Below are 22,042 nucleotides of genomic sequence, written 5' to 3'. Positions count from 1 at the left end.
TTCTTTCATATTCTTCTTTAAAGATTTTATAATATAATAATATGACTTAAAAACAAGGTTTCGTATTGTCTTTAGAAGATATTGAAAAATTAAAAAAAAGTAATCAAGAGTTACAAGAGATTATAAATAATTCTTGGGATGGTATAGGAATTATTGACAAATCTACAAAACTAATTTATGTAAACAGTGCCTTTATGCCTATATTAGGTTTTTTAAAAGAGGAACTGCTTAATAAAAACTTCACCTCTTTTATGAAAGATGAATATAAAACTCCTTTTTTAAACCTTTTAAAGATTGAAGATTCAAAAAGAAAATACAAAGCGGAAATAGACGTTATTTGTATAAGAAAAGATAAAGAAAAAGTCTACTTAAAAACAACAATTTCAACAATGCTGGACAAACCTCTTTTTGTAATAAATATAAAAGATATTACGACACAATTTTCGGATGATGAGATTTTAGATGATTATGTTGCAACTATGCATATGGATCTGCATGGGTATATTACCAAAGTAAGCAGTGCTTTTTTGAAACTCTTTTTATATAAAAAAGAGGAAATTATCGGAAGCTCTTTTAAGACTTTAGTTCATAAAGATACAAATAATATTGTTTTTAAAAATATTGATAATACTTTGGAAAATCTGCAAGAGTACAGCAGTAGACTTAAAACAGTAAAAAGAGATAAAACTCCTTTTTGGGTAAGTTTTAAAATAAAGCCTATGTATAACAAATATGGAGATGTTATCGGATATACCTCTTTAATATTTGATATAACAAACGAAATAAATTTAAACGATGAATCTTCAATTCTTCAAGCACAGATAAAAAAAGCCCAAGAAGAGTTGTTAGAGAAAAACAATCTTTTGGTTCAGCAATCAAAACTCTCTATTATGACGGAGACATTAAAAAGACTATCCCATGAATGGAGACAACCTTTAAACCTAATCTCTTTACAAGCACAAAAATTAGAAATCGATTATACTTTAAATGAAGAGTTAGATCCAAAAGAGGCTATATCTTCTTTGGAAAAAATAAAAGATGAAGCAAGCAACCTTTCAAAAACCATAGAGGATTTTCAACATTTTCTAAGAAAAGAGGCAAAAGAAGAGTTGGTAAATCCAAAAGAGATAATCGACAATGCCGTTAATATCGCTTTAAAAGATAAAAACAATTTTATAACCGTAAAAATCGAATATGACAAAGATTTCAGCTTTTATACTCTTAAAAATGAGATTATCCTGGTTTTAGTCAATGTTATTGAAAATGCAAAAGAACAATTAGAAAAAGAAGAGATAGAAAAAGGTTCTATTTCAATTATTCAATATCATAATGAAGATAAAATCATTTTTGAGATAAAAGATAATGCAAGAGGTATAGATGAAAATATTTTGCATAAGATATTTGAACCCTATTTTTCCACAAAAGAGAAAAAACATGGTGTTGGCTTAGGTCTTTATACAAGTAAACTTATAATAAATATACAGCTTCAAGGTGTTATTACTGCGTTTAATAACTCAAAAGGGGCAACTATTAAAATCTCAATACCCAAAAAAGAAGGAAATTAAAATGATAATTATACCTGCAAGACTAAATTCTAGCAGATTTGAAAATAAAATATTAGCCGATATTTTAGGTTTACCTATGGTAATAAGAACAGCTAAACAAGTTGAATCTTTAGATGATGTTATAATTGCTACAGATTCAAAAAAAGTAGTTGAATTAGCAAAAGAGTACGGCTTTAAAGCAGTTATGACCTCAAGTGAACATCAAAGCGGAACAGACAGAATAAATGAGGCTTCAACTCTTTTAAATTTAAAAGAGGATGAAGTAATCGTAAATGTTCAGGCAGATGAACCTTTTATTGAACAAGAGGTCATAAAAGCGGCAATAAACAGAGTAAAAGAGGCAAAAGAGAATAAAGAAGATATCATGATCGTAAGCTGCTATAAAAAAATCAGTTCAGATTTGGCAGATGATCCCAATCTTGTAAAAGTTGTATTAGATAAATTTTCAAACGCAATATATTTTTCAAGAGCAAAAGTCCCATATCACAGAGATCATTATGAAAATTCATCATATTACGGTCATCTAGGAATATATGGGTTTACGAAAAAAACATTAAATGAGTTTTGTAAATTAAAGAGTTCAAAACTTGAAAAAATTGAAAAACTAGAACAACTAAGAGCTATTGAAAACGGTCATAAAATTGCAATGGTAGAAGTCGAATCTAAATCTTTCGGTATAGACACGGAAGAAGATTTAAAAAATGCTTTAAAAATTTTTGTAAAATAAAACTTTTATGATATAATAAAAAATTATCCATTTTAAAAGGTTTGTTGAAAAGAAATGAATAAAGAAATTTTAAAAGATATTAATGTTTTATATGTGGAAGATGAAGAAGAGGTTCGAGAATTTACGACAAAAACCATAAATAATATAGTAAATCAAGTAATACCCGCAAAAAACGGGAAAGACGGCTTGGAAAAATATTATGACAACCAAGATATAAATCTTATTTTAACGGATATAAATATGCCCAAAATGGGCGGATTGGAAATGTGCAAAGAGATAAGAAAAACTAATAAAGAGATTCCTATCGTTATAACAACAGCCCATAGCGACCCTGATTTTTTAAAAGAAGCAATTGACGTAAATGTAAGTTCATATGCCATGAAACCTATTGATCTATACCATTTAATAGATAGTATGATAAAGGCTGTTGAACCGATTTTTTTAAAGAAAAGATTAGATACGATAACAAAAAATTTAGAGAACAGAGTTGATGAGATATCAAAACAAACCAAACTTCTTCTTGACGCACAAGATAATATAGTTTTTTTAACCAGCCTTACGGAAATAATTGAAGTAAATAACAAATTTTTAGAATTTTTCGGTGTAAAGTCTTATGTAGAATTTTTAGAAAAGAAAAAATCTATTATCGATCAGTTTAAAGTTGATAAAAGATTTTTTAATAAAGCGATATTACAATCTAACAATCATTGGCTTTTGGATATTCAAAAACTCACAGAAGCCGATAGAGTCGTAAAAATGGAAAATGCAAAAGGTGAAGATAAGATCTTTATAGTAAATATAGATGATTATGAACATAAAAAAGAGCATTTTGTCGTCTCATTTACGGATATTACCTCATTAAAAGAGAAAGCAAATCTTCTTGAATATCAAGCTTCTCACGACCAGACAACCGGACTTTTCAACAGAGAGAAATTTAATGATATCTTCTCTAAAGAGATTAAAAGAGATAAAAGATATGAAAATGAACTCACTATTATAATATTCAATATTGATAAATTTATTGATTTACAAGAAGAATACGGAAAACAAAGCGATGAAGTTTTAAGAAGTATCGCACAAATAGTAATGGATAATGTAAGAGAGCATGATATAGTTGTAAGATGGGCTTTTGAGGAGTTTTTAGTTCTGCTTCCTCAGACAAATTTCCAAGGGGCTAAAAGAGTTTGTGAAAAAATAAGAGCTGCCATAAAAGAGTATAAATTTCAAAATATGAAAATAGTAACAAATTTTGGAATATCAAGATTGGAAAAAGACGATGATGATATTTCAATTTTAAAAAGAGTAGAAGAGTCTTTAGAACAAGCTAAAAGAAGAAGAGAAGATTTAGTTATTACTAAAAATTAAAGCTTTCTCCTAAATAGTGTTCTCTTACACTTCCGTCACTTTTTATTTCATCTGCATTTCCAGAAGCCAAAAGAGCCCCGTTTTTCATAACATAAGCTCTGTCACAGATTTCCAAAGTCTCCCTTACATTATGATCGGTAATTAAAACACCTATTCCGATTTTTGTTAATTCATGTATAATTTCCTGAATATCTTTAACGGCAATAGGATCAACTCCGGCAAAAGGTTCATCAAGAAGTAAAAATTTCGGTCTAGATACCAAAGCTCTTGCTATTTCCGTTCTTCTTCTCTCTCCACCTGATAAAGAGATACCTTTTCTTTTTCTAATAGGTTCAATATTAAATATTTCAAGAAGTTCTTCAACTCTTTTATGCTGATCTGTTTTATCTTTTGTAACAATTTGTGCAGCTAACATCAAGTTTTCTTCTACGGATAAATCTTTAAAGATAGAAGATTCTTGAGGTAAATATCCAATTCCTTTTAAAGCTCTTTTATGTAAAGGAAGAGTTGTAATATTTTCATCATCAAAAAAGATATTACCGCTGCTTGGAATAACTAATCCGCAAACCGTATAAAAGGTTGTAGTTTTACCTGCTCCGTTTGGACCTAATAATCCTACAATTTCTCCTGAACTTATCTCTAAAGAGATTCCATGTAATATTTGAGTCTTTTTAATACTTTTTGTTATATTTTCTACTGTTAATTTATTCATTTAATAAGTATAGCCTTTTATCATCTTTTTTTTCTATTTTTAGAACTATTACGTTAAAACCATATGATTTTAACAGCTCTTCCATCTTTTCATCACCCCACTCTACAAAGTGTATACCATCTTTGTCAAACTCTTCTAATAAACCAAGCGAGATAAACTCTTTTAAACTTTTATTGTAAATATCATAATGAAATATAGTATTAGAATAAATAGATTGCACGGAAAAAGTAGGAGAAGTAACTAATTCATCTATTCCCAAAGAGTTTACGAATTTTTTTACAAAGGTTGTTTTTCCGCTCGCTAAATCACCTCTTAAAATTACGATACAATTGTTTTTATATTTTTTCAATATAGTTTTTAACTCTTCTACAAGGCTGTCTATTTCATCTAATTTTAATAAAAATTTCAATTAGTGTCCTATTTTAACAAAGAAGAGACTTTTATTAACTCTTCTACTTTTTGTTTTGCTTTTTTACTTTTTATAGCTTCTCTTGCTATTTCAATTCCCTCTTTCATATCTCTTGCTTTATCATCAACAATCAAAGCAGCCGCTGTATTTAATAAAATAACATCAAGCTTGGGTCCGTCTAATTCATCAAACAAAATAGCTTTTGTTATTTTTGCATTTTCTTTACCGTCCCCGCCTACAATATCAGCTTTAGAAGCTAATTTAAAACCGTATTCTTGGGGATCTATTATAAAATCTTCGATTTTTCCGTTATTTAATAATGTTGCATAAGAGATATCTGAAATAGAGATTTCATCCATTCCGTCATTTGCCGAAACAACAATCGCTTTTTTTGATTCCAGCATTTCTAATGCCGTTGCCAATCTGTTTATATAAGCTTTATCAAAAACTCCTATTAACTGTTTTGATACGGAAGCCGGATTTGACAAAGGTCCTAAAATATTAAAAATCGTTCTGTGGGGAATTGATTTTCTAATAGGCATTATATATTTCATAGCAGGATGATGATTAGCCGCAAACATAAAACAGAAACCTGTATCTTCCAGCATCTTAACTTGAGAAGGAATAGATAAAGATAAGTTTATTCCTAAAGCTTCAAGCATATCTGCACTTCCGCTTTTACTAGTGATACTTCTATTTCCGTGTTTTGCAACATAAGAACCGCACGCAGCCAAAAGAATTGAAGAAGTACTTGAAATATTAAAACTGTAACTTTTATCTCCACCTGTTCCTACTACGTCGATTGCTTGAGATTTAAGTTCATAATTTAAAGGAAGAGGAATCATATGATCTCTCATAGCACTTGCCGCTGCTGCTATTTCAGCTGCTGTTTCTCCTCTTTCATATAATTCGATTAAATATTCTCTAACTTCTTCTTCAGGAAGTTTATTTTCAAATATATCGTCAAATTTCATTTTTGCTTTATTAAACATCTATTTATCCTTATATAATCTCAACATATTCTGCCATTTTTGATTTTGGCGTAGACTTAGTAACAGGAATCTGCAATACTTTAAATCTATCTATCTTTTCAAGGTATCTTATTTCAATTATATCTCCTACTTTTACCTCTTTTGATTTTTTAGCTGCAACACCGTTTATAAAAACTACTTTATGCTCAAGCATATCTTCAGCAACTGCCCTTCTTTTTGTTATATTTACCGCATTTAAAAATTTATCACATCTCATAATCAAGATTATAGCTAACTTTTGATAAAATATTTGCCTAAAATCGCTTATCATAGGAATTTGAATTATGAATAAAAAAGATGTAAAAAAAGTTGTATTAGCATACAGTGGTGGGCTTGATACTTCAATTATTTTAAAATGGCTTCAAGATGAATATAATGCAGAAGTTGTTACTTTCACTGCTGATTTAGGTCAAGGCGAAGAAGTTGAACCGGCAAGAAAAAAAGCACTTAACTGCGGAATAAAACCGGAAAATATTTTTATTTTAGATATAAAAGAAGAGTTTGTAAAAGATTATGTATTCCCTATGTTTAGAGCAAATGCAATTTATGAAGGTGAATATCTTTTAGGTACTTCTATTGCAAGACCTCTTATTGCAAAAAAACAAGTTGAAATTGCAAAACAAACAGGAGCTGATGCAGTAGCTCACGGAGCAACAGGAAAAGGAAACGACCAAGTTAGATTTGAACTTGGATATTTGGGATTAAATCCTGATATTACGGTTATTGCTCCATGGAGAGAGTGGGATTTAAATTCAAGAGAAAAACTTTTGGCATATGCTAAGAAAAACGGAATTGAAATCTCTAAAAAACATATGGATGAAAACGGTAATCCAAAAGTAAGTCCTTACTCTATGGATGCAAATCTTTTACATATTTCATATGAAGGGTTACATTTAGAAGATCCGAATAATGAACCTGAAGAGTCAATGTGGTTATGGACAAACTCTCCTGAAGAAGCTCCTGATAAAGCAGAATATATTACAATCGGTTATAAAAACGGAGACCCTGTTTCAATAAACGATGAAGAGTTATCTCCTGCAACACTTCTTAAAAAACTTAATGATTACGGAAACAAACACGGAATAGGAAGAGTTGATATTGTTGAAAACAGATATGTGGGGATGAAAGCAAGAGGTTGTTATGAAACTCCGGGTGGAACAATTATGCTAAAAGCTCACAGAGCAATTGAATCTATTTGTTTAGATAGAGAAGCTGCTCATTTAAAAGATGAGATTATGCCAAAGTATGCAAAACTTATCTACCAAGGATATTGGTTCTCACCTGAAAGAGAGATGCTTCAAGCAGCTATTGATAAAACTCAAGAGAATGTAGAAGGAACAGTAAGACTTAAATTATACAAAGGTAATGTAACTGTTGTAGGAAGAGAATCTTCTAAATCGTTATATAACGATGCTTACTCTACATTTGAAGAAGACGAAGTATATAATCAAAAAGATGCAGAAGGTTTTATTAGACTAAATGCTCTTAGATTTATAATTGCAGGGAAAAATAGAAAATAATCTTTTACTTAACCAAGGGCTTAATCTTATTTAAGCCCTCCTTCTTTTAATGTTACGTTTATGCTACCATTTAAAGTTACAATAACTCTTTTAAAAGGAGTTATTATGATTTTGAAATTTAAAGAATTTTATCCCAAACTTGACAAAAATGCCTGGGCAGCCCCAAGTGCAGACTTAATAGGAAATATAGAAATAGGAGAAGACTCTTCTGTCTGGTTTGGCTGTGTTTTAAGAGCCGATATCAATAAAATAAGAGTAGGTAAAAAAAGTAATATCCAAGATTTATCTATGATCCACACGGATGTTCATACCCAAACAATTATAGGCGATAATGTAACCATAGGGCATAAAGTAATGCTTCACGGTTGTACTATTGAAGATAACTGTCTAATAGGTATGAGTGCTACTATACTTGATGATGCAGTAATCTCAGAAGGCAGTATCGTAGGAGCTAATTCTTTAGTGACTTCAGGTAAAAAATTTCCACCTAGAAGTTTGATTATGGGAAGTCCTGCAAAAGTAGTAAAAGAGTTAACAAAAGAGGATGTTGATAAACTTATAATTCATGCCCAACACTATGTAGAGTATAAAAATCAATATTGTTAAAAAGCATAAAGTAGTATTACTTTGTGCTTAAACTATCTTTTTTTAGCACAAAAATATCTCTCTTCATATTTACCTGTTCTATAATTTAAAACTTTCTCTTTTTTAAGTATCATTCCTTTACTTAAACACTCTTCTTCTGTTACATTTTTATCAAAACAGCCAGAGAACAATAAAGAAAAAAGAACAAAAAAAGTGATGTTCTTAATCATAATTAAAATCCTTTCAGACTATGTCTAATGCTTTGAGACTATCATTTAATAACTCTTTTATATCAAAAGGTTTACTAATATATCTACATGACTCTAAAAATGAAGCCTCTTTAGGTATTTTAGGTTCATGTGCAGATGTAATAATACATGGAATTTGAGGATTCGACTCTTTTATCTCACTTATCATTGATATTCCGTCTTTTTCAGGCATATAAATATCTGTTATAATAAGATCCACTTTATTACTATTAAAAAGTTTAAGACCCTCTTCTCCGTCTTCTGCAACAAGTACATTAAATAAAAATTTTAAACATTTCTCAACATTTGAACGTATTATTTTTTCATCTTCTACATAAAGGATAGTAAAATTTTTAAATTTCATAATAGACTCCTTATTAATAGAAGTATATTACGCAATAGTATCAAAATAGTATTAGAATGATATCACAATAGTATTAAAATAATATTTTATTTTAAGTTTATTCTATAACCAAACCCATATATATTCTCAATTTCTAAGTCAGGAACTTTTTTTCTCATCCTAGAAATAATATTTTTTAGATTTGAAATATCAGGTGAACTGTTTATCTCATTTGCCCAAATAAAATTTAAAATTTCTTCAACTGTATGTGTTTTTTCGGAATATTTTAAAAGTATTTCTAGTAAAAGAACCTCTTTTTTTGTGAGTTTTATTTGCTGATCTTTTCTATACAGCTCTTTTTCTTTTTTATTCCAAGTAAGCTCCTCATTAATTTTAACTATTTCAGATATTTCTTTTAAATTTTTATGATTTTTTTTATAATACTCTTTTAATTTTGTATATAAAACATGAACAAACTCTTCATATTTTAAAGGTTTTGTAATAAAATGAGAAATTCCTATATTTACAAGTTCTAAAAGATATTTTGTTTCACTGTGAGCTGATAAAACAATCAAAAGTTGATTTTTGTTCTCTTTATATATAAATTTAGCTAACTCTATTCCATCCATATTCGGCATTTTAATATCAGTTATTACCAAATCATAAAATTTTTCATTTTCTCTTCTAAATGATAGATATTTTTCCAATCCCTCTTTTCCGTCTCTTGCTATATCGACATAAGAAAAAATCAGATTTAATAATTCAGAAGTCTCTTTTATAATATTTTCATCATCTTCTACAAATAAAACTTTTATATCTTTTGCATACTCTTCTAACAATATATAATCTATCATTTTATCTCCAAAAAAGAATTAATCAATTATACTATAAAAATATTATATTAAAAATAGGCAAAAGATGGAAAAGATTTTTTTTCAAGAACTCTTAAACAGCACAATAGAGGGCATTTTGATTGTAAAAGACGGGTTTATTGAAGAAATAAATATTGCAATGTTAAATATTCTTAATTATGATAAAAAAGAGGATGTAATAGGAAAACTTGCAACAGGTATTTTAATTCCAAATACCAAAAAAAAATATTTAGAGTATAACAGTGAAACTTATGAAGAGATATCTTTAGTATCTAAAGATGCTCAAATTATTCCTGCAATTATTAAAATAAAAGATTTAAAAATAAAAGAAAATAGGTATAAGTTAGTTTTTATTCAAAATCTAACGGAACTAAAGAAAAAAGAGATGCTTTTATTAGAGCAGTCAAGAATGGCTGCCATGGGAGAGATGATTTCAATGATTGCCCATCAATGGAGACAACCTTTGGCTTCTATTGCAGCAGCAACTTCAAATTTGAAGTTTAGAATTAATTTGGAGAGATATGAAAAAGAAGTTTTCAGTAAAAAACTCTCTGATATAGACAAATATCTTCAATATATGTCTACTACAATAGATGATTTTAGAAACTTCTTTAAATCAAAAAAAGAGAAAGAGTTAGTAAGCTTAGATGAAGTTGTTGAAAACAGTTTGGAAATGATAGAAAAAGCATTTGAAAATAATAATATAAAAATCAAAAATAATAGGGTTAAATTACCTAAAATATATACTTTTAAGAATGAACTTTTGCAAGTAATATTAAATATTTTTAATAATTCAAAAGATGCTTTTAAAGAACAAAAACAAGAAGAAGAGTTTATTGTCACAATCAACTACAAAGATACGCAATTATATCAAAGCATTGAAATCTGTGACAATGCAGGAGGAATAAAAGAAGAGATAATTAATAAAATTTTTAATCCCTATTTCTCGACAAAAGATAAAAAAAACGGAACAGGGCTTGGACTTTATATGTGCAAAATCATCTTAGAAAAACATTGTTCAGGTCAAATAAGCGTAAGAAACGAAAACAGAGGTGCCTGCTTTAAAATAAAAATATTTAAATAATTTTTATTATCATTATTCACTTTTTTAGTAGTTTAACTAAAATTTAAATGAATATATTAGAATTTTTATATTAAAATAATTTAACTTTATAAAAAGGAAGAAGAATGAAAAAAATGTTGACGGCAATAACTTTAGTAGCATGTACAGTGTCAGTTTCAAGTGCAACGGCACTTTATACAAAATGTGTACAATGTCACGGTACAAACGGTGAAAAAGTTGCATTAGGGAAATCTAAAATTATAAAAGATATGTCTAAAGCTGATTTTATAGCAGCTATGAAAGGTTATCAAGACGGATCTTACGGTGGAGCAATGAAAGCGGTAATGACCCCCCAAGCAACAGGACTATCTGAAGCTGATATTAAAGAAATAGCTGACTTTATTATTAAGTAAAAAGAGATAGGTTCACCCTACTCTTTTTACCTCCTAACTATTAAAAAAATATTTTTTAATAATTTTACTTAACTCTTTTTTTAATTCTTCACTTGATTGTATATTAACTTCATTATATAAATCAGAAGAAATTTCTAAAAACTCTTTTAATATCTCAGGTTCAAAATATGTTCCTGAGTATTTTTTTAATATTTCAATACTATCATTATAAGAAAAAGCTTCTTTATACGGTCTTTTTGAAGTTAAAGCATCAAAAACATCAATAATAGAAAAGACTCTTGCAACCATAGGAATCTCTTCTTTTTTCGCCCCTCTTGGATAGCCGCTTCCGTTATATCTTTCATGGTGATAAAGTATTACATCTTTACTGTCTTCCAGCCAAGCATTATTTTTGATGATTTCTATACCTTTTAAAACATGCCCTTTCATTATTTCAAACTCTTCAAGACTTAGTTTATTCTTTTTTAATAAAATATTGTCACTTATCCCTATTTTTCCTACATCATGTAAAAATGCACCTTTTATAAGTTTTTTTATCTCGTTTTTATCCAAAGCTAATTTTTGGGCTAAATTAACGGAATAAATAGTAACTCTGTAATTGTGTTCGTTTGTATCGCTATCTCTTAGTGCAACGGCATTTCCTAGAGCATTTAATATCTGAAGGTTACTCTTTAAAAGTTCAACTCTGTTTTTACTTAACTGTTTATATGCAATATATATTAAAGGAAAAATAATCAAAGCAAAAAGCAAAATTGCCAAAATAACTATTAATATAGTAGTATTTTTTATAGTTTCAAAATGTTTTACCATATTTAGGTTTACAAGGGATACTCCTTCTATAAAACCTAAAAGCATATTATCTTTATATACGGGATAGTATATTTGAATAAAATAGTTTTTATCATCAACTTTTATAAAATTATATCCCATCTCTTTGCCGATATATTTGCTGTAACTTTTAAATAAAGAAGGATTATTTTGTATAATCTTATATTTATCTTTTTTCTCTTTAGAAATAAGATTAAAAACCAACTCTCTTTTTTTGTTGTAAATATTGATATAAACGAAATTAAGAGTTTGTATAAAAGTTGAGATATCCTCTTTTACTACTTGTTTATCAAAAATTTTATCATTGATTTTATTTTCTCTTAACTCTTTATTTACATAAAATTCAATATTGTCTGCAATAGTATTATAAAAAGTAGATTGTTGATAAAAATAGATAAAAAAAGAGATTAATGCACTTAAAAAGACAATTGAAAAAAATAGCCTTAGAATAAATGATTTAACTATATTATTTGGGCTAATTTCAAAAATTTTTTTATCCGAATTCAACGGTATCCCTTCCCTTTGCTTTGGCTTTATAAACGCCGATATCTGCTTTTTTAATCAAATCCTCTTTTGATTTTGATTCTGCAAAAAAAGCAACTCCTACACTTATCGTAATTGATATATCTTTTTTAGGATGATAAACTCTTTGAGACTTTATATCCTCTCTTAAAGCATTGATTTTTTCTAAAACTCTATTTTTTTCAATAAAACACAAAATAACAAACTCTTCCCCTCCGAAACGATAAACTTCACCGTTTAGAAGAGTTGCATGTTTTTTTAATTTATCTGCTAAATAAACCAAAACTTTATCTCCCGTATCATGACCGAAGTTATCATTTATACCTTTAAATCTGTCTACATCAATAAAAACTGCACATAAGATATTTGCATTATTTCGATTTACGAAAATATTTAAATCAGCTTCCATTTTTCTTCTGTTGAAAACATCAGTTAAATGATCTCTTTGCATTTTATCTTCTAACAAAGCTTTTTCTCTCATTAATTGTTCTATTAACGTATCTTTATAATCCTCTTGTATATCCGTATTTTTCTGTTCATAAATTCTTCCCAAATAAAACTCAAAAATATCGTTTTTAAAAGAGTAATCAACCTTTTTACACTCAATAATCAATTGAGGTTTATCTTCTCCTAAACCGTTTGTTATAGATATTTTATCTAATTGTTTGATTGTATATTTAATTCTATCTTTTTCTATAATTGGTTGAAGTAACTCTTTTTTCCAATATAAAGAGGTCTCTTTTTCCAAAACCGTAATTTTTTTGTATAATATATCTTTAAAAAGTTCTTTTCCGACTGAAATTTTGTACATATGAAATCATATCAATAAATTACTATAAGGGAAATAAATATTGAATATTTTTATTTTTTAGTATAATTAAAACTTATATTAAAAACTTATCGGTATTTAATATTTCTTTATGTATTATTTCGACTTATTTAAAAAGTATAAAGGATAATTATGCAATTAAGAGAAAAATTCAACCCGATGTGTTTTCTGTCATCATTGGGTGCAGGTGGGCTTTCTGTCTCATTTTTTATGTATCTTATGTTTTTGGTTCCCCATAAAGATACACCAATGCCGACATTTAACCATGTATTTCCTGAACTTATGAAAGGAACATGGCTATCTTTTGTTATTGCATTTGCTATAGTCTTTATTATTGCATTTGCTTTTTTCCATTTTAAATTGCTGATTTGGAATACAAAACAGTTTAATGTATATAAAAAAAGCGAGGCTTATAAGGAACTTGTAAACTCAAATGCCGAAATTACATTAATGACAATTCCATTAACATATGCAATGACAATTAATGTCTGCTTTATTTTAGGTGCAGTTTTTGTACCAAATCTTTGGTCTATAGTTGAGTATATGTTTCCTTTTGCTCTTATCGGTTTTGCCGTAGCAGGTTATTATGCACTAAAAATAAGTTTTAGATATTTTTCAAGAATATTGACAACAGGAGATTTTGATTTTACAAAAAACAATAATCTGTCTCAAATGATTTCAATCTTCTCTTTATCTATGGTTGCAGTCGGTTTTGCAGCTCCCGGAGCTATGAGTCACAATTTAACTATAAATGCAATCGGTATCTTTGGAGCACTATTTTTTGCCTCTTTTTCAGTTCTGCTTGTAATTATTAAAATAACAATGGGATTTAAAAATATGTTTGAACAAGGCATCTCTTTAGAGGCTTCTCCTTCATTGTGGATTGTTCTTCCTATATTAACAATTCTTGGTATTATGACAGTTAGAGTATCTTTTGGTTTAGACCATCACTTTAATCATCCTCTTAACAGTGCTTCTTTGTTTACTCTTACATCCGTAATCTTGTCTTTAGAGATAATATTCGGTATTTTAGGATATAAAGTAATGAAAGACAACGGTTATTTTGATAAATATATCTATTCAAAAGATTTTAAATCATCTGTATCTTTTGCATTAATTTGCCCAGGTGATGCATTTTTCGTAATGGGTATGTTTTTTATAAACTTAGGTTTGGTTGCAAACGGTATCGTAGCAAAATACTCAATAGCATACTTTATTTTGATGTTGCCGTTTATTTTCGTACAATTTAAAACAGCAAAAGTATTCTTTATCTTAAAATCAAAATTTGATATGTGAAGATACAACCTCTTTGGAGGTTGTACTAAAATTTATGCGGGATAACTCTCTTCAAGTTTTGAATATAATTCATCAAAACTTACATTTTCCATCTTATCTAAAATAGAAACCATAACTACATTGTCTTCATCATTGTTCCAAACTTTAATATAAGTTCCCTCTTTATAACCGTGGTCTTGTCTAAATTTATTTAAACAATTTTTACCGATATAAAGTTTTTGAAGCCAAGTAAATGAAAGACCTGAAATTTTACAACATCTGAAAAACTGATCAATAAATCTTTCAACACCGCTAAATGTCGGCATATTTCCTGTTTCTATTGCTAATGAAATATAAGATAACTTTTCTGCTTCTTTAACCATTGCTTTTGGATCAATCTCTTCCAATGCTTCATAAATACAATGGGTATTTACCAAAGATACAGCTTTAGGAACATTTGTTTCTTGCAAGATGTATGACATTAAAAAGTGCCAAATATCTACTAATTCTACATGAATATTATTCATATCAGATTCAGCATTTATATTCTTCCAGTGTTTCCACGGTGTAGAATCAATAAGCTCTGCAACTTCCATATGGATACATCTAAGCCAATTAATCTCTTTACCGTATTTATTGATTCCAAGTTCCCAATTCTTTCCGTTTGTAGAATCATTTAACTCTTTTTGAAGTAAAAACATCTCTTCTAGTTTATGAGGGAAAGAAGATGCTTCTTCTAAAAGCTGTGCCAAAGGCAGACACTCTTCAACCAGATTATCTAAAGTTTTATTATTAGGTAAATCTTTATCCCCTTTTAATAGATGAATAATTAATGAAACAATATAAGGGACATCATCTTTTTCTTCCCACTCCAAAATATCCGAAGGGGTAACTCCTATATAATGCACGAAATCTTCAATTGAAGGAAATCCTAGTGCTTTTATACTATCTTTTAACTCTTTATATAACAAACTGCAACTCCTAAATTAACCAAGTAAGGCTTTATTTTACTAAAAAATGACTTTATTTATGAAATAGGTAAAATTATTTTAAATTTTGCACCTATTTGACTATTTTCTACACTTAAAGAACCAAGACTCTGTTTTTCGACAATTGTTTTACTCATATAAAGTCCAAGCCCTGTTCCGTTTTTTTTATCTTTTGTCGAAAAATAGGGATTAAAAACTTTATCTATTATCTCTTCTTTTATTCCTCCCGCGTTATCTTCAATAGTAATAATTAAAGAAGAGTCTTCTTTGTATGAATTAATCTTTATCTCTCTATTTTTTATATCTCTTTCAATAAGTATATCTACGGCATTTTTAATTATATTAATCAATACTTGGATTAATTCATTTACATAACAAGACAATAAAACATCATCTTTTGTATTTACTTCAATCTGTATTGAATTGTTTTTTAACATAAAAGATATAAAATCTATGCTTCTTGAAATAAGCTCATTTACTAAAATTTTCTCTTTAGGTTTATTAGGCAGAAAAAAATCTCTAAAATTGTCTATTGTACTGCTCATATATTCCAATTGAGAAGTTATATCTTTTTCAACCTGAGCTAAAAGTTCATCATCTATATATCCATCTTTTAACTTTGATAAGGGTAATTTTTGCACTAAAAGGGATACTGCTTGAAGGGGTTGTCTCCATTGATGTGCTATCATTGAGATCATTTCTCCCATGGCAGCTGATTTTGATTGTTCAATTAAAATTGCCTGCTGTTCTTCAAACTCTTTTTTTGAACTTATATCTTGTCTTACGGAATCAAAATATAAAATCTCTTTGTTTTCATCAAAAACAGGTGAAATAGTAGCTTCAACCCAATAAACCGTTCCGTCTTTTTTTTGGTTTTTTATCTCACCTTGCCAGATTTTTCCGCTGTTTACGGTTTCCCAAAGTTCATTCATTTTTTCATTTGGAAAAGATGGATGTTTTAAGAGAAGATATTTTTTTCCTATTATTTCCTCTTTTGTATATCCCGAAATATCACAAAAAGCCTGAGATACATCAATTATATTCCCCTCTTTGTCCACTTTAGACATAATTACATATTTATCTACAAGATCATTCTTTTTTACCAGTCGTTTTTTTATTTTTGATAAAGATTTTGAATATATCTCTAAAATCTTAAGAAAACTCTCTTCATAAATATAGTTTATATCTTTTATAAGATTCAAATCTGAATTTTCTATAGAAGGGATATACTCAATCAAAGAGCTTTTTAAACGATTAAAAATTATAAAAAGTTCATCTAAAGAGATATCATTATCCTTTAAAAAAATTACACAATTTTTTAAGTTTTTATCATCAATTTTAATTTTTGGATTATTTATAACATTAAGGTGGTATTTTACAATATTTAGAGCATACTCTTTTATAAATATATTCAAATTTATATTATGAACTTTTAAGATATCTAAAACTTTTTCATTTGATATCCAAGCTTTTAGAAGTTCTAAATTAACACCTCTTTTATCAAAGTGCTTTTTAGAACTTTCTAATTTTTCTTTACTCATTTACTGTTTTTCAACTCAAAAAAAGAGCAATCTCTGCCGCTGCTTCTTTTCACGACAAGAGAAGGAATCAACTTCGATTTAAAACCGTAAGCTTTGCAGCCGTGAGGTTTTGAAGGCTGCCAAGTAACAAAATAGTATTTACATTTTTGACAAATAATTCTTTGTTCCATAAAAGAAATTTCCTTTAAATATCGACTTTGCTTTGAATAGCTTTTGCTAAAGATAAAATATCGACATTTTCTAAACTAACACCTGTGGGCACTCCTTGTGCTATTTTTGTAAAAACTATATTTTGGTCTTTTAATTTATCTTCAATATATAAAATAAATGCATCATTTGACAAAGACGGGGTAATCGCGAAAAGTGCCTCTTTTATTTGGTTTTCTTTTACAAAAGCCAATAATCTGTCTATTGAATCAGGGTCTAACTCCTCAATAACAAAATATAACCCGTCAAACTGTTTTGAGTCTTCAATTATAAAAATATCTTTTGCACTTTGAACAATACACATTTTTTCTCTTTGCCTTGTTTCATCAAGACAGACTTCACATATTTCATGTTCACTCATAGAACCGCATTTTACACATCTTTGAATACTGTTCAAAGCATTTTCAATACTGTGTGAAATTTTCATTCCCGAATAATTATCATTCATCACGATATGATATGCAAGTCTTAATGCTGATTTTTTCCCTATAGTCGGTAAACTAGCAAAGGCATCAACTAAATCATAAAATTTTTCTAAACCTCTCTTCATAAAAATATTATATCGAATCTTAATAAATTTTTAGATAAAATCGCCCAAAATATAGATTTAGGAGTTAGTAATTGACTGAGATAGATTATTATGAATTATTAGAAGTTACTAAAGATAGTGATAAAGGGGCAATAAAAAAAGCCTATAGAAAAATGGCAATGAAATATCACCCTGATAAAAACCCCGGTGATAAAGAGGCTGAAGAGAAATTCAAGGCAGTAAATGAAGCTTATCAGGTACTAAGTGATGATGAAAAAAGAGCTATTTACGACAGATACGGGAAAGCAGGACTTGAAGGGCACGGTCAAGGCGGCGGATTCTCAGGTGGATTTGACGATTTAAGCTCAATTTTTGAAGAGATGTTCGGTGGTTCCGGATTCGGTGGTTTCTCTGGAAGTTCAAGAAGAGAGAGAAAAACATATAACTACAATCTTGATATTATTGTTGAAGTTGAAGTTGAATTCAATGAAGCAATATTCGGAACAAAAAAAGAGATAAAATACTCATACAAAGATGCTTGTCCCGATTGTAAAGGAACAGGAGCTAAAGGCGGTAAACTAAGTACTTGTCCTCATTGTCAAGGACAAGGACAAATTCATATGAGACAAGGCTTTATGACTTTTGCTCAAACTTGTCCTCACTGTAACGGTACAGGTCAAGCAGTAACAGATAAATGTACTACTTGTAACGGTTTAGGATATAAAGAGAAAAAAGATAAATTTGAAGTAAATATTCCCGAAGGTGTAAACGACGGAAATAGAATCAGAGTTTCAAACAGAGGAAATATAGCACCAAACGGGCAAAAAGGAGATTTATATCTTCAAATCAAAGTAAAAGAGGATTCTCACTTTATAAGACACGGTGATGATATCTATTTGGAAGTTCCTATTTTCTTCACTCAAGTAGCTTTAGGTGCATCTATTAAAATTCCAGGTCTTAGAGGAGAATTGCAGCTTAAAATTCCAGCAGGAACTAAAGACAAAGAGCAGTTTAAATTTGAAGGAGAAGGTGTTAAATCCGTTCAAGGTTACGGAAAAGGTGACTTAATTGTTCAAATAAAAATCAACTATCCTAAAAAAATAAACAATGAACAAAAAGAGCTTTTAGAAAAACTTCAAGAGAGTTTCGGGGTTGAAAGCAAACCTCATGAATCAAGCTTTGAAAATATGTTCGAACAAGTAAAAAGCTGGTTTAAATAATATAATAAAAAGGGAGAATCAATGTCTGATTATTTAAAGAACCATCCAGATGAAAACGGATATTTCGGTAGATTTGGAGGTTCTTTTATCCCTCCTGTTTTAGAAGAGCCTTTCAAAAAAATTGCTCAAACATATGAGAGTTTGAAAAATGATCCTAAATTTATCGAAGAACTTAAATATGTAAGAAAAAACTACCAAGGAAGACCTACTCCCGTATCTTTTGCAAAAAATCTGACTGAATACTGCGGCGGAGCAAAAATTTATCTAAAAAGAGAAGATCTAAATCACTCGGGAGCCCATAAACTAAACCACTGCATGGCTGAAGTAATTTTGGCAAAACATATGGGGTTTAAAAAAGTTATAGCTGAAACAGGAGCAGGACAACACGGCGTTGCTCTTGCAACTGCAGCAGCCTATTTTGGGTTAGAATGTGAAATTCATATGGGTGAAGTCGATATTAAAAAAGAGCATCCCAATGTTGTAAGAATGAAGATCTTAGGAGCAAAAGTTATACCCGCAACAAAAGGACTAAAAACCTTAAAAGAGGCTGTAGATTCAGCTTTTGAAAGTTATATCTCTCAAGCAGACAGCTCTATTTATTGTATCGGTTCAGTAGTTGGTCCTCATCCTTTTCCAATGGTGGTAAGAGATTTTCAAAGTATTGTAGGATTTGAATCTAAAGAACAGTTTGCAGAACATGAAAACGGTGCTTTGCCGGACAATATAGTAGCTTGCGTAGGTGGCGGTTCAAATTCAATGGGAATTTTCTCTGCATTTATAGATGATAAAGAAGTTAATCTATACGGCGTTGAACCAATGGGAAGAGGAGAGAAAATAGGTGAACATTCTGCAACCTTGACTTACGGAGAAGAGGGAGTTATGCACGGCTTTAATTCTATTATGCTAAAAGATGAAAAGGGAGAACCTGCTCCTGTGTATTCTATTGGTTCAGGAATTGATTATCCATCAGTTGGTCCTGAACATGCTTATTTAAAAGATATTGGAAGAACAAAAGTCGGGCTTTGTGATGATAAAGAGGCTGTTGATGCTTTTTATAAACTCTCTCAACTTGAAGGTATAATTCCTGCTCTTGAATCAGCTCATGCCGTTGCTTTTGCAATGAAGTTGGCAAAAACTTTAGCAAAAGATAAAACAATTTTAGTAAATGTAAGCGGTAGAGGAGATAAAGATATAGATTTCGTAGTAGAAAACTACCCTATTCCTAACGCAAAATTTTAAACTATTTAAAGATACAAATTTGTATCTTTAAAATAGAAAACTCTCATTTCCCTTTATATATCTATATTTTAAACTAATTTTATTCTTTTCAATATACTCTTTTGTTGTATGGGAAGTATGCATTAAATATTTCTGTTTTGCATCAAATTTATCTAAAATCTTTGTTGCTTGTAGATAATTCAGGTGATTTCCTTTTTTTATACTCTCATCATAACAAGCATCGATAAAAACTGCATCTAATTTTTTTGAAGATAAAAACTCCAATGTTTTTTGAGGTATTTCAAAACAGTCCGTTAAATATGCAAGCTGTACAGTTTTACTTTTTATAAAATAACCGTAACAATTTTTTGAGTGTTTTAAAGGCAAAGCAGTAAAACTAATGCCTTCAATAATAATTTCTTGAAAATCTTCCAAAGGAGTATAAACTATTGAATGTTTATGTTTAAAAAGATCTGAAAAGCCATATTCATCTTTTGGATGATAACAGTTTATTCTATCTTTTGAGTATCTAAGTCTAAGCAAACCCATACAGTGATCTGCATGAAAATGTGTTAGAAAAACTGCACTAATTCTCTTTTTATCAAAAATATTTGATATGGAATCTATTCCTGCATCTAAAAGTATAACTTTTTTATTTAACTCTAAATAAGCACAAGTTGAAAGATTTACTCTTTTTTCTTCTCTATATTTTTCACAAACTATACAGTTACAGTTATGTACGGGAATACCTGCACTATCAGCTGAGCCTAAAAATTTCAGTTTCAAAATATTATCCTATTTCAAGCTACTCATTTTCAATTCTTTTAAGCAAAGAGATAAAGTTTTTCTTTGAGTCTTCTATAGAAGCCAAATTATCAAATTCAATTAAATTTTTGGCTTCTATTTTTTCATACTCTCTTTGAACTCTTTTTTCTATATCTTCTTTATTTTCTCTTCCTCGTTTTAAAAGTCTTTGCTTTAAAATCTCTTTTGGAAGTGTTATATTTATGGTATAAACTTTATCATACAAGTTTTCAAAATCTTTTATTCTTCCTCTGGATATTGATATTAAATTGATTCCGTTTTTTATAAATCTTTTAGGGATACCGTAAAAATTTCCGTGAGCATTCCAACTTGAAGCAAAATAACTGTTGTGTCTTAGGATTTCAAAAGCATATTCATCAATATAATAATTGCTTTCATTTACGTCAGACTCTCTTGTAATATACCTTTTTACAAAGTTTATTTTTTCTTTAAACTCTTTTTTTGCCTCTTTTATAAGAGTATCTTTCCCTGCTCCGCTTGGTCCGATTATTAAAACTATTTTAGTATCCATAATAGACTCCCTATTTTGAGTATTTGTAAACAAATTTTCTAATATCTTTTAAATCATCAAGCCTTTTATAAAGCTCTTCATGGCTCCAATCCCACCAACTTATCTCTTCTATTCTTTTTATTATATCTTTTGTAAATCTATATTTCAAGATTTTTGCACTTACTCCTGCAACAATGGCAAAAGGTGGAACATCTTTTGTTACAACAGCATTTGAACCTATAATTGCACCGTTTCCAATCTTAACTGATGGCATAATAACAGCTGCCTGTCCTATCCAAACATCATGTCCTATGTGCACTTTTTGAACCTCTCTATAGTTAAAAAAAGCTTCATCGTTTTCTCCGAAACCATACATCTTTTTTCTATATAACATATGATGCTGACAAGGCATTTCATAAGGATGAAAACCGGGATTTATCCTAACATTTGATGCTATATTTGCAAATTTTCCTATCTCTGTATTATCTACTTGGGAGTATTCACTAATATATGAATAATCATCTAAAACGGTATTTGAGATATTTGTAAACTCTCCTATTTGAGTATATTTTCCAAAAGAGGAGTTTAAGATTTTTGCACTTGGATCAATAAAAGGCTTTTCTCCTAATTTTATCTCTAAATCTGTATTTAACTTATCTATTTTTGTCATTATATCTAACTTTCAAATGTAAAATACTTCTATAAATTGTTACCAT

The 22,042-nt window shown here is 29.1% G+C and carries 26 protein-coding genes; 10 read left to right on the top strand and 16 right to left on the bottom strand.

What is annotated here, in order from left to right; translation table 11 throughout:
- Window positions 1–65: 65 nt before the first annotated feature.
- Genes AANAER_RS07180 through AANAER_RS07170 form a run of 3 tightly spaced genes read left to right on the top strand, consistent with a single transcriptional unit; the run spans window position 66 to window position 3,657 of the window.
- Window positions 66–1,565: a PAS domain-containing sensor histidine kinase gene (locus tag AANAER_RS07180; RefSeq protein WP_129081614.1), complete on the top strand. Its 1,500-nt coding sequence runs from the start codon at window positions 66–68 to the stop codon at window positions 1,563–1,565.
- A 1-nt stretch (window position 1,566) separates the two neighbouring features.
- The gene (gene kdsB / locus AANAER_RS07175) at window positions 1,567–2,292 is read left to right on the top strand and encodes a 3-deoxy-manno-octulosonate cytidylyltransferase (RefSeq protein ID WP_129081613.1); all 726 of its coding nucleotides are present in this window, start codon (window positions 1,567–1,569) and stop codon (window positions 2,290–2,292) included.
- A gap of 54 nt (window positions 2,293–2,346) precedes the next feature.
- The gene (locus tag AANAER_RS07170) at window positions 2,347–3,657 is read left to right on the top strand and encodes a diguanylate cyclase (RefSeq protein WP_129081612.1); all 1,311 of its coding nucleotides are present in this window, start codon (window positions 2,347–2,349) and stop codon (window positions 3,655–3,657) included.
- Here the strand turns inward: AANAER_RS07170 and lptB are convergent.
- The 4 genes from lptB to AANAER_RS07150 are packed head-to-tail and all read right to left on the bottom strand — an operon-like array spanning window position 3,647 to window position 6,026.
- Window positions 3,647–4,369, bottom strand: a complete 723-nt coding sequence (gene lptB / locus AANAER_RS07165) for an LPS export ABC transporter ATP-binding protein (RefSeq protein WP_129081611.1) — start codon at window positions 4,367–4,369, stop codon at window positions 3,647–3,649. The genes AANAER_RS07170 and lptB overlap by 11 nt on opposite strands.
- Window positions 4,362–4,778 (bottom strand): tRNA (adenosine(37)-N6)-threonylcarbamoyltransferase complex ATPase subunit type 1 TsaE, encoded by a 417-nt coding sequence (gene tsaE, locus AANAER_RS07160; RefSeq protein ID WP_129081610.1) that lies wholly within the window; start codon window positions 4,776–4,778, stop codon window positions 4,362–4,364. The genes lptB and tsaE overlap by 8 nt, the downstream gene beginning before the upstream one ends.
- Window positions 4,779–4,786: 8 nt before the next feature.
- Window positions 4,787–5,770: an anthranilate phosphoribosyltransferase gene (trpD, locus tag AANAER_RS07155; protein WP_129081609.1), complete on the bottom strand. Its 984-nt coding sequence runs from the start codon at window positions 5,768–5,770 to the stop codon at window positions 4,787–4,789.
- Window positions 5,771–5,780: 10 nt separating this feature from the next.
- On the bottom strand, window positions 5,781–6,026 hold the full coding sequence (locus AANAER_RS07150; RefSeq protein ID WP_044414919.1) for a S4 domain-containing protein: 246 nt from the start codon (window positions 6,024–6,026) through the stop codon (window positions 5,781–5,783).
- A gap of 67 nt (window positions 6,027–6,093) precedes the next feature.
- Here AANAER_RS07150 and AANAER_RS07145 point away from each other — a divergent pair, with 67 nt between their 5' ends.
- Both AANAER_RS07145 and AANAER_RS07140 read left to right on the top strand, forming a co-directional pair.
- Window positions 6,094–7,329 carry an argininosuccinate synthase gene (locus tag AANAER_RS07145; RefSeq protein WP_044414920.1) on the top strand — a complete coding sequence of 412 codons (1,236 nt, stop codon included), beginning with the start codon at window positions 6,094–6,096 and terminating at the stop codon, window positions 7,327–7,329.
- Window positions 7,330–7,434: 105 nt separating this feature from the next.
- Window positions 7,435–7,935 (top strand): gamma carbonic anhydrase family protein, encoded by a 501-nt coding sequence (locus AANAER_RS07140; protein ID WP_129081608.1) that lies wholly within the window; start codon window positions 7,435–7,437, stop codon window positions 7,933–7,935.
- Window positions 7,936–7,967: 32 nt separating this feature from the next.
- Here AANAER_RS07140 and AANAER_RS14985 read toward each other — a convergent pair whose 3' ends face one another.
- From AANAER_RS14985 to AANAER_RS07130, 3 genes are all read right to left on the bottom strand, one after another.
- On the bottom strand, window positions 7,968–8,144 hold the full coding sequence (locus AANAER_RS14985; protein WP_157840794.1) for a hypothetical protein: 177 nt from the start codon (window positions 8,142–8,144) through the stop codon (window positions 7,968–7,970).
- A gap of 13 nt (window positions 8,145–8,157) precedes the next feature.
- Window positions 8,158–8,526: a response regulator gene (locus tag AANAER_RS07135; RefSeq protein WP_052502496.1), complete on the bottom strand. Its 369-nt coding sequence runs from the start codon at window positions 8,524–8,526 to the stop codon at window positions 8,158–8,160.
- Between the two features lie 86 nt (window positions 8,527–8,612).
- Window positions 8,613–9,359 (bottom strand): response regulator transcription factor, encoded by a 747-nt coding sequence (locus AANAER_RS07130; RefSeq protein WP_044414923.1) that lies wholly within the window; start codon window positions 9,357–9,359, stop codon window positions 8,613–8,615.
- A gap of 64 nt (window positions 9,360–9,423) precedes the next feature.
- Here AANAER_RS07130 and AANAER_RS07125 point away from each other — a divergent pair, with 64 nt between their 5' ends.
- Together AANAER_RS07125 and AANAER_RS07120 are read left to right on the top strand one after the other, a co-directional pair.
- Window positions 9,424–10,461, top strand: coding sequence for a PAS domain-containing sensor histidine kinase (locus tag AANAER_RS07125; protein ID WP_129081607.1), 1,038 nt, complete (start codon window positions 9,424–9,426; stop codon window positions 10,459–10,461).
- Window positions 10,462–10,565: 104 nt separating this feature from the next.
- Window positions 10,566–10,853 carry a c-type cytochrome gene (locus AANAER_RS07120; protein WP_129081606.1) on the top strand — a complete coding sequence of 96 codons (288 nt, stop codon included), beginning with the start codon at window positions 10,566–10,568 and terminating at the stop codon, window positions 10,851–10,853.
- Between the two features lie 33 nt (window positions 10,854–10,886).
- Here AANAER_RS07120 and AANAER_RS07115 read toward each other — a convergent pair whose 3' ends face one another.
- Together AANAER_RS07115 and AANAER_RS07110 are read right to left on the bottom strand one after the other, a co-directional pair.
- The gene (locus AANAER_RS07115) at window positions 10,887–12,188 is read right to left on the bottom strand and encodes an HD-GYP domain-containing protein (RefSeq protein ID WP_129081605.1); all 1,302 of its coding nucleotides are present in this window, start codon (window positions 12,186–12,188) and stop codon (window positions 10,887–10,889) included.
- A complete protein-coding gene (locus AANAER_RS07110) occupies window positions 12,175–13,014 on the bottom strand; it encodes a GGDEF domain-containing protein (protein ID WP_129081604.1) in 840 nt (279 codons plus the stop codon). The genes AANAER_RS07115 and AANAER_RS07110 overlap by 14 nt, the downstream gene beginning before the upstream one ends.
- A 150-nt stretch (window positions 13,015–13,164) precedes the next feature.
- On the opposite strand from AANAER_RS07110, the gene AANAER_RS07105 reads away from it, so the two are divergent.
- The gene (locus AANAER_RS07105; protein WP_044414926.1) at window positions 13,165–14,328 is read left to right on the top strand and encodes a TsoY family (seleno)protein; all 1,164 of its coding nucleotides are present in this window, start codon (window positions 13,165–13,167) and stop codon (window positions 14,326–14,328) included.
- A 32-nt stretch (window positions 14,329–14,360) separates the two neighbouring features.
- On the opposite strand, the gene AANAER_RS07100 is transcribed toward AANAER_RS07105, so the two are convergent.
- The 4 genes from AANAER_RS07100 to recR are packed head-to-tail and all read right to left on the bottom strand — an operon-like array spanning window position 14,361 to window position 17,594.
- The gene (locus tag AANAER_RS07100; RefSeq protein WP_044414928.1) at window positions 14,361–15,278 is read right to left on the bottom strand and encodes a dUTP diphosphatase; all 918 of its coding nucleotides are present in this window, start codon (window positions 15,276–15,278) and stop codon (window positions 14,361–14,363) included.
- A 56-nt stretch (window positions 15,279–15,334) separates the two neighbouring features.
- Entirely contained in the window at window positions 15,335–16,837 is a 1,503-nt protein-coding gene (locus AANAER_RS07095) for a sensor histidine kinase (RefSeq protein ID WP_129081603.1), read from the bottom strand.
- Window positions 16,834–17,007 carry a hypothetical protein gene (locus AANAER_RS07090; RefSeq protein WP_044414932.1) on the bottom strand — a complete coding sequence of 58 codons (174 nt, stop codon included), beginning with the start codon at window positions 17,005–17,007 and terminating at the stop codon, window positions 16,834–16,836. The genes AANAER_RS07095 and AANAER_RS07090 overlap by 4 nt, the downstream gene beginning before the upstream one ends.
- Before the next feature lie 14 nt (window positions 17,008–17,021).
- Complete coding sequence (gene recR, locus AANAER_RS07085) at window positions 17,022–17,594, bottom strand: recombination mediator RecR (RefSeq protein WP_129081602.1); 573 nt, start codon at window positions 17,592–17,594, stop codon at window positions 17,022–17,024.
- A 71-nt stretch (window positions 17,595–17,665) separates the two neighbouring features.
- Between recR and dnaJ the strand changes: the two genes are divergently transcribed.
- Both dnaJ and trpB read left to right on the top strand, forming a co-directional pair.
- Window positions 17,666–18,793, top strand: a complete 1,128-nt coding sequence (gene dnaJ, locus AANAER_RS07080) for a molecular chaperone DnaJ (RefSeq protein WP_129081601.1) — start codon at window positions 17,666–17,668, stop codon at window positions 18,791–18,793.
- A gap of 21 nt (window positions 18,794–18,814) precedes the next feature.
- Window positions 18,815–20,032 (top strand): tryptophan synthase subunit beta, encoded by a 1,218-nt coding sequence (trpB, locus tag AANAER_RS07075; RefSeq protein WP_129081600.1) that lies wholly within the window; start codon window positions 18,815–18,817, stop codon window positions 20,030–20,032.
- 27 nt (window positions 20,033–20,059) lie between these two features.
- Here trpB and AANAER_RS07070 read toward each other — a convergent pair whose 3' ends face one another.
- Genes AANAER_RS07070 through AANAER_RS07060 form a run of 3 tightly spaced genes read right to left on the bottom strand, consistent with a single transcriptional unit; the run spans window position 20,060 to window position 21,996 of the window.
- Window positions 20,060–20,797 (bottom strand): MBL fold metallo-hydrolase, encoded by a 738-nt coding sequence (locus tag AANAER_RS07070; RefSeq protein ID WP_164969332.1) that lies wholly within the window; start codon window positions 20,795–20,797, stop codon window positions 20,060–20,062.
- Window positions 20,798–20,816: 19 nt separating this feature from the next.
- On the bottom strand, window positions 20,817–21,347 hold the full coding sequence (locus tag AANAER_RS07065) for an AAA family ATPase (RefSeq protein WP_129081598.1): 531 nt from the start codon (window positions 21,345–21,347) through the stop codon (window positions 20,817–20,819).
- A gap of 10 nt (window positions 21,348–21,357) precedes the next feature.
- Complete coding sequence (locus AANAER_RS07060) at window positions 21,358–21,996, bottom strand: LbetaH domain-containing protein (protein ID WP_129081597.1); 639 nt, start codon at window positions 21,994–21,996, stop codon at window positions 21,358–21,360.
- Window positions 21,997–22,042: the final 46 nt, after the last annotated feature.

The organism is Halarcobacter anaerophilus, from assembly GCF_006459125.1.
Taxonomy (GTDB): Bacteria; Campylobacterota; Campylobacteria; order Campylobacterales; family Arcobacteraceae; genus Halarcobacter; species Halarcobacter anaerophilus.
The sequence above is the reverse complement of the archived record's forward strand: the minus strand, read 5'-3'. Positions and strand labels throughout refer to the sequence as shown.